Here is a 12,459-nt window from a genome sequence, read left to right as displayed (position 1 = left end):
GGATATCTCGTTCTTATACGTTACCTTTACACCGCCGGATTTCTGTTCTGCAAACGCCTGTGCCAGTTCAAAACTGTACTTGCCACCGCGCGCCGCAACATAGTCCAGAAATCCACCACCATAATTGTACGACTGGATTACCGAATCAAGGTCACACCCCAAGCTGTCCGCCCGTCGCAAAAGTTCAGAATAGTATTTGCATCCCTGATTGATCGAGGCTTCCTTGCTCAGGGAATTAGGCGGCAAACCCAGAGATTCCGAGGATTGCATTACATCCTCCAGCAGACCGCCGCTTTCTACCTGTATGATAGCCAGCAACGTATTTACATGGTCAGAGATCCCATACATTCTTGCATACTTCTCTACCAACTCTTTAAGGGCCAGCACCTCTGGGGACAGGGCTTTTCCACCCGCAGAATTGAGTAAAGCAGACAATTCAGACCGATAATCTTCCAACAATTCATGCAGCATCGTTTTTTGCGCATTGGAAAAGTGATATTTATCTGCTGCCCCATCTGCCGTCAGACGTGAAATTCCTACATGCAGAATCCGATCCCCGTCCTCCGTTTTTGTATACCATTTGGTGTACGGGTTCATGTCCATATAAACTTGCTTCAGGATGGCACACTGCTCCGAAGCCATTGTCATTGCATCCAGCCCGTCAATCTCCGTCACCTTTACCGCAAACACAGCCAATACTTCAACACTGTCGGCATAGGCACCCTCGTATTCCACACGGTCATAGTTTTCACCGCTCAACACCTGCTCAGACCATGCCCGCTGTGCCATCATGTATGCCTGTCCGACACTCACTATGTTGACATTGCTGGTGTTCATTTCATCAGCGAACAGAAGCCCCAGCGGCGAAGCCATGATGCTGATCGGCGCAACGATCATACACATTACCAAAACAACGGCCGCACCAATCAGCACGATTTTTCCCTTTGCTGCACTGGCAACTTTGCCAATAGCAGATCCAGCCGCCTTAAAAATCCCTTTTTTAGCTGTGGTGGATGCTGTACTTTGTGCGCCTTTCACCAGTTTTTGCATCTGTTTACGCTTTAACTTTTTAACACCAGCAGCTCTCGCGCGTAAACGGTACTCGATATTTTTCAGCACCTCGGTACTTCTGCGCATGGGGACGGATGCAGCGGGCATATTTGGTGATATGCCTGCTGCGCGGAGCTGCATAGATGCACGATTTATCCGCATGGATGCTGTCCGACGTCCTGCGCCATACAGACCACTGTTTATACGCATTGGATTGTATAAGGTTTGCGACTGTGCAGTTGCAGAACGCTTCGCTGTTCTTGCTGCTCGATTCCGCGCCTGCATCTGTTGTCTCGTTCGGAGCTGCCGCCCGGCTGCAAGACGATACCTCTGGCGTTTTTTGATCTGCGTCCTGCGTATATTCGCATTTTGCCGCGTACTCTGATAGGAATAGCGGAGCCGCACCTTGCCGTTTGCATCAATGTAACGCCGAACTGTGCGCCGCACAGACTTCTTTGCTGCACGAGCATCCAAGGTATCTGTCACCTTTTGACGGGTTGCACCATATAGAGCGTGTGCAGCCCTGCCGGTTCGCCACGCACCACGCACAGTATGTATTGCCACTTCCTGTGCGCCGCGCTCCATGGTGGTTTCAGCCTGACTAACAGCGGCTGCATCCGCCCGTTGGCCGTTTTGTTCCTGGCTCTTTTTTCGCTCCTTCAAATCTTGTTTCCGGCGGATGATTTTACGAATCATATAATGTTTCATAATCCGCTTTTTGCGAACCGCCTTCGCCTTGTTTGCATCTTGAGGCGAACTGGATGCAGACTTCTTCCGAACAGTGCGCGCCTGTAACTCTGCATCAGACCGCGTCCTGCTTCCATTATAGCGTTTTTCACCCCCTCCAGCAGATTTTTCTGTGCTGGAGGAGGTTGCCTTTACCTGCGGTGTTTTATATTTGTATATTGCCATACGCTTATCACTGCCATTCTCCGGGCTTTGTGGTCATGAGCTTGTACAGTTTGGTATTCTTCGGAAAGTCGTTTACGAATGGGATAAATGCGCCGCCGAATTTCAACAGACCGCAACCGGGATCGGCATTTTCCACATAGGACAGCTGCGCATCGGAAATATGCAGCAACTCTGCAAGATCAGCGCGGTCGGACGCAGACTGTGACAGCATAATCAAAAACTCGCTGTTAGACAGCATCCAACGCGCATCTTTGCTTTGCAGCATCTCACCTACATTCTGCGTGATGCCAGTCATGTAGCCGCTTCTTTTACGCACTTGTTTCCACATGCGTAAAAAGAAACGTGTCGCAAACGGATAGCGGAAGAAAATCGAGAACTCGTCCACAAATACCCATGTACGCCGCCCAGCGCGCCAGTTCCGAAGTACGCGGTTATAAACCGATTCCATGATGACCAACATACCAAGGGGCAAAAGCTGTTCGCCCAAATCGAGAATGTTATATGAGGTCAGGCGGTTGTTTTGTTCCACATTGTTTTTTTGCGAGAAGATACCCAGTGAGCCAGTTATGAACAGCTCAGCAGACAATGCCAGCTCTTTGGCTTCTTCTTCCTCTTGCCGAAGCAGCTCATGCTGTAAGGCCGTCAGTGTCGGCGGGTCGCCCTGATATCCGCTGCCAATGTACGGCTTATAAATGCTTTGGATGCAACGGTCTATGATCGAGCGGTGCTGCGCCTTGAGGTCGTTACCCATAATTTGCTCAAACAGAGACAGGACAAATTCAGACTTGTAGGGTAACGGGTCTTTTCCTTCGTCTGCATACCCCTTTTCCATATCAAGCGCATTGATACGGACAGACGATGAACCGGATACGTCGATCATTGCCCCATTGAATGCGCCTACCATGGGTGTAAACTCACCCTCCGGATCAATGATAAGGATATCATCCTGTGTGGCCAGCAGCAGCTGAATGAGTTCCTGTTTTGCCGAAAACGACTTGCCTGCACCGGACACACCCAAACGGATGCCATTGCCGTTCAGCAATGTCGCGCGGTTGGCCAGTATCATATTGCCGGATACCGCATTGTTACCATAACAAATGCCGTTCGTCTGCTGGATTTCCTGCGCAGAAAACGGTGTCAGGATGGATGCGCTTTTGGTCAAAAGCGTCCGCTGCTGTACCACGCTGCGCAGGCCATACGGCAATACCGTATCCAGCCCGATATCCTGCTGGTATTTCAGTACCGACAAGGTACAGCCGAAACCGCCAGCTGTTGCCTGTAACGCTTCGGTATCGGCATTGAGCTGCTCCAACGTATCTGCCATGTGAATAATCGTCGTTGTTGTCAGCATGATCCGCTGGTCGTTGAGGGTGATATCATCCTGATATTCCGCTACAACTTCGCGCATCTGACGAAATTCATAAGGGATTTCCGCAGAGAAGTTGTTGTTATTGTTCTGTCTTGTCTGCCAGCGCGTGATATCAGATTCTACACGCATGGCCAGCTTTTGCAGCATCTTACTGGCTTCCTGTGTGTTCATCGGCTCAATGTCGATGGATAACACCATTTGGCGCGGCAATTCCATCAAATCATGTACCAATTCGTCAGACAGTCTGGACGCATATTCCTCTACAAACAATACGCGAGCAAAACCGCCATCTGTTTCAATATAATCCTTGTGATACCGCAACGCCAGCGGGCAGAACACATCTGCAAAATGCTGCCCGCGCTGCATGAGTTCTTTTACGTCGGCATGCAGCATGCGGTGATTTGGACGGAAAAAGTCGTGCAGGATGCGGAAGCGTTCTACATTATCCAGCGGTTTTACGCTGGAGGACAGCCGCTGCATCCCCAAAGACAACCCTTTACCCGCCCGGGTAAAAAACGTCCGTGCTTCGTTAATATTTTTCTTGGTTGCCGTTAACGTCACATATTTTTCCTGAATGATGCCATTGCTGCCCTTGGCCTTATCCATTAACACCTTGTTCAGTTCAGCGCGGTAATCATCCTGCCCATCGTCTTTCCGCTTCAAAAAAATAGATTCAGAAAACGAGTCTTTGTCAAATTTCCGATTTGCCAATGTGATTTTGAGACGGCTGTCCGCTGCAAGCCCATTGAGCACACGTCCCCATGAATCCAGAATCGAACGCTGATCCTCCAGACTGGCAACCGCGTAGTTGATATCCGTAAACGACCATGTTTTACTGAATTCTGTGTTGCCTACCTGCCAAACCGCATCAGGGAACACACGCCGGATCGGGATCGTCTGTTGCACGCTGCGCGGCACACGTACCGGACGCACAGCCGGTTTTGCTTTAAGCTGTTTTTTTATTCTGAACATTGCGCTTCTGCTCCTTTTTCAGTTTTCGCATTCTTTTTCCTTGGTGCTTTCGTTCTTCCAATGCCGCACGATGCAGTATATCAAACAGGCTCACAGCCCGGTAAACATACCAGCCGGCATGCCGGAAGTTGGTACGCAGCCATGCCCGTGCAAATTGTTCAAATGTCAAACCCTGATAGCTCATAAATCCAATTGCAGCGGGCAATGCAGCCAGTAATATGCACAATACGCTTGCCGTCTCTTTGCCAACAAACAGGCGCAGGCCAAAATTGGCAGCACCAGCAATCACCAGTGCTGCACCGCCCCAAATGGTCTGCCGCATACTCAGGCCCATCACGACACCTTCACGGTAGTCCCGGATCTCCCTATTTACGGTACATTCCAAATTATTTCCTCCTCTATAGTGCCAACATTTCCTTCATTATCCGGTCTGCCCCTTTAATGATTCCTAAAAGGATAAGCATTTGAAACAGCACACCTATCATATAGCTCACCATCATGCCAATACTTCCATCCCCAAAGTCAACAGATGGTAACGAGTTATTGGATATGAACGCCGAGTATATGATACAGGCCAGCACAACAACAGCAGCTTCCAAGCAAACACCGATAAAGCTCTGGATAAAGGTGCGTCCATGTCTGCTTGTTAATTCACCACCGAAAGCAGATAGCGGCAAGGGTGCCAGTGCGACATAGAGATAAATCCGGAAGAAACGGCCATATACCGTGAAAAGCACGGCCAATGAAACACCTATGATGATTCCTGTGAATAACAGTCCAACTAATCCAGCAAATGCGCTCTGTATGATATTTGCTTCTTCCGCCGCCTGCCGTATCTCATCCGGTATAGTGGCTGATACTTCATGTAGCCCGCCCATGCTGGCCGCTACCTTCTCTGTAATTCCGCCTGTGACCTCGAATATGAAATTGATGATATCCAGTCCATAGGCGATTGCTGTCTGTGCCAAAACAAAACGGATGAACAGACGGAACACCTGTTCCGGGTGCCGAAGCTCCCGGAACGAGGCCGTCTGCTTAAAAAAGGACATCGCAAAGAACAGGATCAGCAGGGCATAGCCAATACCCTGTAAAACAGAAAATATCTGTTCCATGACCGGCCAGATCGCGCCGCCTTGAAATTCTTTTGGCGATAGCGTAACGATCTGCCAGATCTGGGCCATGTATTCATTCCATGTTCCAAGCGCGCCTTCCAATACGTCTAATGCCCACATAGGTTCTTATCAACTCCTATTAGCCGCCAGTGATGAGATCGAGAACATCTTTGGCAAAGTAGATCAGCAAGCCGCCCAGCAAACAAAGGATGCCTTGTGTGCGCTGGGACGGGTCATGGCTTTGCACCGACATACCGAACTGGACAACACCCCAGCCCGCAATAATCAGGCCGACCGCCTTGATAATGGAAAAGACGAAATCGCTCAGGCTGTTAATTGCAGCCAACGGATCTGCGGCAAAGGCCGGTACGATAGCAAAGGCTGCGATAGTCGTACCCAACAGCGCCACGCGGTAGATAGACCGCGCGCGGTCGTATGCCTTTCGGTTGAACATCAACATGGTCAATTTCTGTAAGCGCTTTTTCATTTTCATGTCTCCTTTTCTTTGTTATGCAGAAAGATACTCAAATTCAATGCCATATACGGTTTCTTTCCCGTCAAATCTGTTTTCAGATCCCGGGATGGGACGGATGGCAAACCGTACCGGCGGGATATAGGGTTTTGCTTTGCCGTCCGCAGTGAGTGCCAGTGCAGGATGGCGCAGCAGATCGTACTTAAGGTCGCATACCGGGCGCTCACCACGGATAAACAGTAGCGCAAATTTGTTGTCCATTCTTTGTACCTCATCCGGTGTCATCAGTTCGCGGCCTGTCTGCTGGAAATTGCGTGTGTAAGAGCCGTGACTACCTCTGGTCTGTCCGCTTGTCCGCGTGTCGATGGTGGCCTTACCCAACAGCTCAGACACATACTTGTGCGTAGACTGCTCATTGCCGCCTAAGTAGAGGAATGTATCACAGTTGCCCGTGATGTTCTCCCACGTCTTTTCAAACATGCCTTTGATCTGTGCGATGTTTTGCAGGATGATCGTGCAGGAAATGTTGTATTTACGGCATGTGGCCAGCGTTTGCTCAAAATCTTCCGGCAGCGGTACGTTTGCAAACTCGTCCATCAGAAAGCGGACGTGGACAGGAAGCATGCCGCCATGCTTCTTTTCCGCACAGTCGTACAGTTCCTGAAACGCCTGCATATACATCATGCTCACCAGATAGTTAAACGACTTGTCGTTGACCGGCGTGATAACAAAAATTGCGCGTTTGCGCTCACCAAGGGATGCGAAATCCATTTCGTCCGTGCCTGTGATATCCTGCATCTCATCCAGCAGGAAATATGCAAGCCGTGAGGTTGCCATCTGCCGGATCGTATCGCGTGTCTTTTCCGGACTGCTGAGGAACGATTTATAGTACTGCACCGCAATATGGCTGTCACCTTTTTCCTCTTCCAGCTGCAGGAACAGCTGGTCTGTAGGGCTTTTCGGCCCGTTTTCCACAGCTTCCGCATTGTTGAGCAGGTACATGACCGTACCGAAGTTTTTATCTTCCTCCGCGCCCTCATGATACAGGTACAGGATCAGCGCCGTAACAAGCGCAGTCTCCGCCTTCTCCCAGAACGGGTCGCTGCTGTTTGCGTTTTTCGGCGTCGTGTTCCGCACCAGCAGCGTCACGAGCCGGATCACGTCCGCATCGGAATGGATATAATCAAACGGGTTATAACAATCCGAGCGCCGTCGGTCCGACAGGTTGAATACCTTAACGTCATATCCGCGCCTCAAGAGCAGCGGCGCACAGTCTCGCAGCAGTTCGCCTGCAGGGTCGCACACGATGTAAGAACAGTTTGCCTGCATCAGTCCGGGCTTTGCGAGAGAACGCGACTTGCCTGCGCCCGCGCCGCCCACCGCGCAGATGTTCAGGTTACGCTTATGTCGGTACACGTCCAGCCCGATGCAGACATTCTGGGTTAAGGGGAAATTCATATCGCATGGCAGATGCAGTGCCTGTTCCGCCTGCATCCTTTCCTTCTCCTCTGGCGTGGGTCGCTTTATATGCAAACGCACAGGGATAGAACGGAAGAAAGCAGCAATCTTCGATATTCGTGCTTTCAATCGCTCCATGAATTTGGTCTGATACCGGTACTTCGCGCAAACCGACCTTGCTTTGCCCCATTTTGCCGAGCCCTGTTCTTCGCCCGGTCGGCGCTTGCCTTGGCTGTCAATGAACAGGAACACGCAAAGCAGATAAACCAGCAAGATAATCAGTACTGCCTTGACGCTGTATTCCGTTATCGTAATGCGCAGAGGATCTTCCATGGACAGAGTTAAGGCATCAAACCATTCCGCTGCTGTCCTGCCCGGTGCAGCTGCACCTCCGCATAGCAGACCGAACCATATCACAGGAATAGCAAGCACCGCCCAAAGGGCGGCGCTTGGCATATTATTTTTGTCTGGTCTCATAGAGATTCACCATTGATAGCTGGACGCGATCAGAATTTCATTGTATGCCCAATGATACTCCGGCACATCCGTATAGTGGATTCCAGAAACATTACTGGACGAAATGGTGCGTCCCATCGTCCGATTGACTACTGCTGCGGCTTCGGCGCGGGTGATATAACCACCCGGTCGGAAACTGCCATCCGGGTAGCCATTTACCCAGCCACGATCGGCGCAGTATGCAATGGCCGCTGCATCCTGCATTTCGGGAGATACATCATAGAACCGTGCCGAGCCACTATAACTGCCGGTCGTGTCGAGCCGATACATCATTGCCACAAACTCTGCACGGGTGATCGGCGCATAGGGTCGGAAGTACGAAGTATCCACGTCAACGATGCCGCCATACGCAAAGGCACCCAGTGCGTTTGCATAATAAGCATCTGACTGCACATCGCTGAACCCAGCCATCGGATAACTTGCGTTCGGATCTGCATTTGTCATGCGGGAAAGGAGCTGCACGGCTTCTGCGCGTGTCATATTATCCTCTGGATAGAATTGTGAATCATAACCAATGAAAAACGGCGATTTTGCAGACCGGTTAATGGAAATCTTTCCATTCGAGCCACTTCCTGTTGCAATCTTTTCCGCTTCTGCCGAGATAGAAACATTTGCACGGACATTGTCTACATAGACAGTCACCGTGCCGTCGCTGCTGCACTCCATGTCATACTTGGCTCCATCAACGGCGATGATAGATGCGCCCGCATAGGCTGTTTCGGATTTGGAGCCAATTTTCAGCGTCACAGTATCAACGGTATAACCGCTATCCGGCTTGATGGTGAATTTCACATCCTTGCCATGAGATACGGTCGAGCCGGTATTTTTGCTGATCGTCAAATTGTTCGACTTTTGGATTGTTACACTGTGGCTGGTATTGATCCGGCTTGCCGTCGCAGATACGCGCACCGGCTTATCAATATCGGTCACATACAGATGCGTAACGCCATCCTGATCGGTGGTCATGCGGTACGTTTCGCCGCTGACGCGGATCGAAGTATCATCTGCATCTACGGTTTGGCTGCTATCGCCAATCTGCAGTGTGATACGGTCAAGCTCGTATTTATCTTCATCCGTGACGTAGATATCAAAATCTACATCCGTGCCAACCTCTACGCTGCTGCCGCAATTCTTGTCGATCTTCACTCCGGTACCGGCAGAGGTTGTCACCAGCAGATTATCACTGTCATAGACGCTCTCTGCGCTCACGGTGATGTTGCTCTGCAGATCGGTCAGGTATACTGTGCAGCCGCTGTCGTTTCCAGATACGCGGTATGCGTTTGTGCCGATAAATACCGTGTTGGTATTCGGAGTGCTGTATGCTGTCTTTCCATCCGCTTCAAGGGTCAGCGCGTCGATGGCATAGCCCCGGTTTGCGGAAAAAGACACCGTGTAATTGCTTCCTTTTTTCACAATATCCTTGGACACCTCGCTGCTGATGCCACGCCCGGCATGAACCGTAACCAGCACCTCATCGCTGTCCGGCTCGCGCTCAGCTGTTTTCAGCTCGATTGTAGCCGAACTGGTGACGCCACCGCAGTACACAGTCAGCACACCGTCCGCGTCCATGGTGAAGCGGTATCCCTGCGAGATCTCATCGCAGCCTTTGGAAAGCGCGACGCTGGTCTTGTTTTGGCCAATCGTCAGATCTGCTCTGGTAATGCAATACAGATTGCCGTCCGGCTTGGCCGTCATGATGTAGGCTTCGCCCTTGCCCAGCTTGGTCAAACCAGACGATACGGTTGCGCCGCTCTGTGATGTGGCCGTAACCGTGTATTCCGAGCTGACTGCTTCTGCAGACAAGGTAATGTCATCCTGTGCTGCAGGAATGGAAACCGTCGCGCGGATCACGCTCGTTCCCTGTGCGTCGATCTTGGATTCATAGCGGATGGGATAGGTTGTGCCGTTCATGGTCAGGTCTTTATCCAGACTGGCCACGTCGGCCCGGTCTGTAAACTGACCGTCTGTAATCATGAGCTGGCTCAGATCGTATCCATCCGTTGGTGCAAAGGCAAAGGACTGGCTGCTGTCATTTGTCGCAATGACATGCCGCCCTACAGACGACACGGTATAACCCGTGCCGTTCTGTGTGGTGACGATTCTCTCAGTCTTGGGCTGCTCGTCCACCGCAAATGCGGTGGAGCCGAGCGCCAGCATTGCGGCCATAGCCGCGCTGATAATTCGCCGTGCTTTCATAATATCTCAACCTCCTTGTTGTTTACCAGCCCGTCTGCGGCAGAACCGGCTTTGTCACACGGTAAATGGTCGTTGTCCACGCATCGTTGGACATGATCCACTGCTGGTTATGCAAGCCGCCCACATCTGCCTTATTGACAAATGCTGTGCCTGCAACAGACGAACGCACATTGCCGTATACATACGGGGTTTCTACGCAGCGGAAGCCTGCGGGGACATTACCAAACACGAACATAAAGTCGGTGACAACCTCGCCGGACTTCAAGCCGAGCGCGGTGGGATTGGCCTGAATGGTGCGGTTCTGCGCCGTGGACAGGTTATCCGCCAACGTGCGGTAGTTCTGATTATAATTGGTGCGGTACACGATCTTGTAGGACAACCGCGCATTGTATGTGCCGGTTACGATCTTATCCAGCGTTACCGCCTGATACGGTAACGTATCGCGCCAGTAGAAAGATTGCAGCGGAACGGTGGAATTGTTAGCGATGTGTGATACTGTCCACCGAATCGGCTGACCGGGTACAACCTGTTTCGGGCCAGACTTGGCAATAGAAACATTGGTATATACACTTTCGTTCAGTACCTCCAGCCGCACGATCTGACCGGAGAATTCAATCTCGGCTTCAAAAGTTTCACCGGATGCTCCGTAATACGCGGGGGCTTTCGTTTCACGAATTGTGTAACGCCCCAGCGGCAGCAGCTTGGATACTGCGACGCCACGTTCATTACTTACGATGGTGTCCACGACGTTGCCTGCTTTATCATAGATTTCAAAGGTCGCGCCCTGCAGGAGCGTGCCGGCAGGCAGGCCGTTGATCGGGTTATCATCCTTGGACTTTTTAGTGATCTGAATCTGACCTTGCTGCGGAGTATTTTCCCACACGATTTCCGTCGTTTCGCCGCGCTTGACGCGGAATATCTTTACTTCTTCATCCCGGATGTAGCCCGGTGCAGCTTCGATCTCCTCGGCATAGTATTTGCCTTCCTCCAGATCGTCCTCCAGTTCGATATAACCGTCCGAATCCGTAGTGTATTCGCCAATGACATTATTGTGTTCATCCTTGATGAGGAAGCGCACACCGCCGATCGGCTCACGTGTCACCGCGTCAATCTTGCGGATACGGACGCTGGAAAGCTGTGCATTTTCAAAGGTGACAGTGGCCAGCTCACCAGCCTTGACGATCACATTCTGCGGTGTGCTATCCAGACGGTAGCCGTCCGGTGCTTTGATTTCGGTCACAACGTATACGCCATCCTCAAGACCGGAAATGGTTACAAGGCCGGAAGAATTGCTCGTATACTCGCCAACCAATTCGCCCGTGGCTTTTTCCACACGGAATTTTGCACCCGGCAAGGCTTCACCGGTGTCCTTTACGATTTTGCGGATCTGCAAACCGTATGCCTTTTTGTTGGTGAATACCAGCTCCATACTGCCGCCGTCTTTGATCTCAAAGGTCTTAGGCGTGTCCTGCAGGATGTAACCGTCCGGCGCTTTGATTTCAGTCACGATATAGCTGCCTTCCGGTAAACCGTCCAGCGTGATAACGCCGTTTGCGTCGGTTTCGGCTTCCTTAACAAACTCACCGTTGGACTTAGTAATCTTGAACACGGCATTTTTTAGCGGCTGACGGGTATCCTCGTCAATCTTCTTAATGGTGAAGCCACCCTTTTTCGTGTTGGTGAACGTGACCTCATAGGTCTGTCCAGCACGGATTTCAACCGTCTTAGGCGTCTCATCGATGGCATAGCCGTCCGGCGCGGAGATCTCTGTGATGATGTATGTGCCGGTATCCAGCTCCGGCAGATGGATTACACCGTCAGCATCGGTCGTGACGCTCTCACGCACAACCGAGCCGTCCCCGCGTGTGATCTTGAATACAGCGCCTTGCAGCGGCTTCTTCGTCTGGCTGTCGATCTTTTTGATCAGCAGACCGGGCTTTTGGGTGTTCTCCAGCGTCAGGGTATAGGTTTTACCCTCCTCCAGCGAAACAGAGTGCGGTGTATCGTCGATCAGGTAGCCGCCCGGAGCGGTGATTTCCGTTACAATGTAGTCTCCAGCTTCCAGCCCTTCAACGAACGCAGTACCGTCCTCGCCGGTGATAATATCCTCCTTGACCACATCACCATTTGCCTTGGTCAGCTTGAATACCGCATCTTTCAGCGGCTTGCGTGTCTCTGCGTCAATCTTCTGAATGAGCAGACCGGGCTTTTGGGTGTTCTCCACGGTAAGCTCGGTGTCCTTGACCGTCGTATGTTCGATCTCCAGCACTTCATCGTTCAGGATGTATTCTTTCAAAGTATTGACTTCCTGCACCTTGTAAGTGCCTGCGGGCGCATTTTTGATCTCAATGCGGCCATTTTCATCCGTGGTGTAATCGCCCAGCAGTACGCCATCCCGCCAG

General features: G+C 51.3%; 7 protein-coding genes and 1 pseudogene. All 8 read right to left on the bottom strand.

The genetic code is table 11. The features are described from left to right. Positions 1-411 (bottom strand): annotated as a pseudogene (locus tag ABGT74_RS00405) (lysozyme family protein); the annotation flags it as partial. Between the two features lie 1,558 nt (positions 412-1,969). Then, entirely contained in the window at positions 1,970-4,303 is a 2,334-nt protein-coding gene (locus tag ABGT74_RS00400; protein WP_346704007.1) for a VirB4-like conjugal transfer ATPase, CD1110 family, read from the bottom strand. Further along, positions 4,278-4,688: a PrgI family protein gene (locus ABGT74_RS00395; RefSeq protein ID WP_346704006.1), complete on the bottom strand. Its 411-nt coding sequence runs from the start codon at positions 4,686-4,688 to the stop codon at positions 4,278-4,280. Before ABGT74_RS00395 ends, ABGT74_RS00400 begins: the two co-directional genes overlap by 26 nt. 13 nt (positions 4,689-4,701) lie before the next feature. Beyond that, a complete protein-coding gene (locus ABGT74_RS00390; protein ID WP_346704005.1) occupies positions 4,702-5,535 on the bottom strand; it encodes a hypothetical protein in 834 nt (277 codons plus the stop codon). A gap of 19 nt (positions 5,536-5,554) precedes the next feature. Further along, positions 5,555-5,902: a hypothetical protein gene (locus ABGT74_RS00385; RefSeq protein ID WP_346704004.1), complete on the bottom strand. Its 348-nt coding sequence runs from the start codon at positions 5,900-5,902 to the stop codon at positions 5,555-5,557. Positions 5,903-5,923: 21 nt separating this feature from the next. Then, the gene (locus ABGT74_RS00380) at positions 5,924-7,822 is read right to left on the bottom strand and encodes a VirD4-like conjugal transfer protein, CD1115 family (protein WP_346704003.1); all 1,899 of its coding nucleotides are present in this window, start codon (positions 7,820-7,822) and stop codon (positions 5,924-5,926) included. 6 nt (positions 7,823-7,828) lie between these two features. Next, positions 7,829-10,057, bottom strand: coding sequence for an S-layer homology domain-containing protein (locus tag ABGT74_RS00375; protein ID WP_346704002.1), 2,229 nt, complete (start codon positions 10,055-10,057; stop codon positions 7,829-7,831). A 22-nt stretch (positions 10,058-10,079) separates the two neighbouring features. Then, the coding region (locus tag ABGT74_RS00370) for a SpaA isopeptide-forming pilin-related protein (RefSeq protein ID WP_346704001.1) at positions 10,080-12,459 on the bottom strand (2,380 nt) is incomplete at its 5' end.

This window comes from uncultured Agathobaculum sp. (assembly GCF_963927765.1).
GTDB lineage: Bacteria > Bacillota > Clostridia > Oscillospirales > Butyricicoccaceae > Agathobaculum.
The sequence above is the reverse complement of the archived record's forward strand: the minus strand, read 5'-3'. Positions and strand labels throughout refer to the sequence as shown.

Coding starts and splice junctions, on each gene's coding strand:
- ABGT74_RS00400 (WP_346704007.1), bottom strand. CDS start 4,303: ATGTTCAGAATAAAAAAACAGCTTAAAGCAAAACCGGCTGTGCGTCCG.
- ABGT74_RS00390 (WP_346704005.1), bottom strand. CDS start 5,535: ATGTGGGCATTAGACGTATTGGAAGGCGCGCTTGGAACATGGAATGAA.
- ABGT74_RS00380 (WP_346704003.1), bottom strand. CDS start 7,822: ATGAGACCAGACAAAAATAATATGCCAAGCGCCGCCCTTTGGGCGGTG.
- ABGT74_RS00375 (WP_346704002.1), bottom strand. CDS start 10,057: ATGAAAGCACGGCGAATTATCAGCGCGGCTATGGCCGCAATGCTGGCG.
- ABGT74_RS00385 (WP_346704004.1), bottom strand. CDS start 5,902: ATGAAAAAGCGCTTACAGAAATTGACCATGTTGATGTTCAACCGAAAG.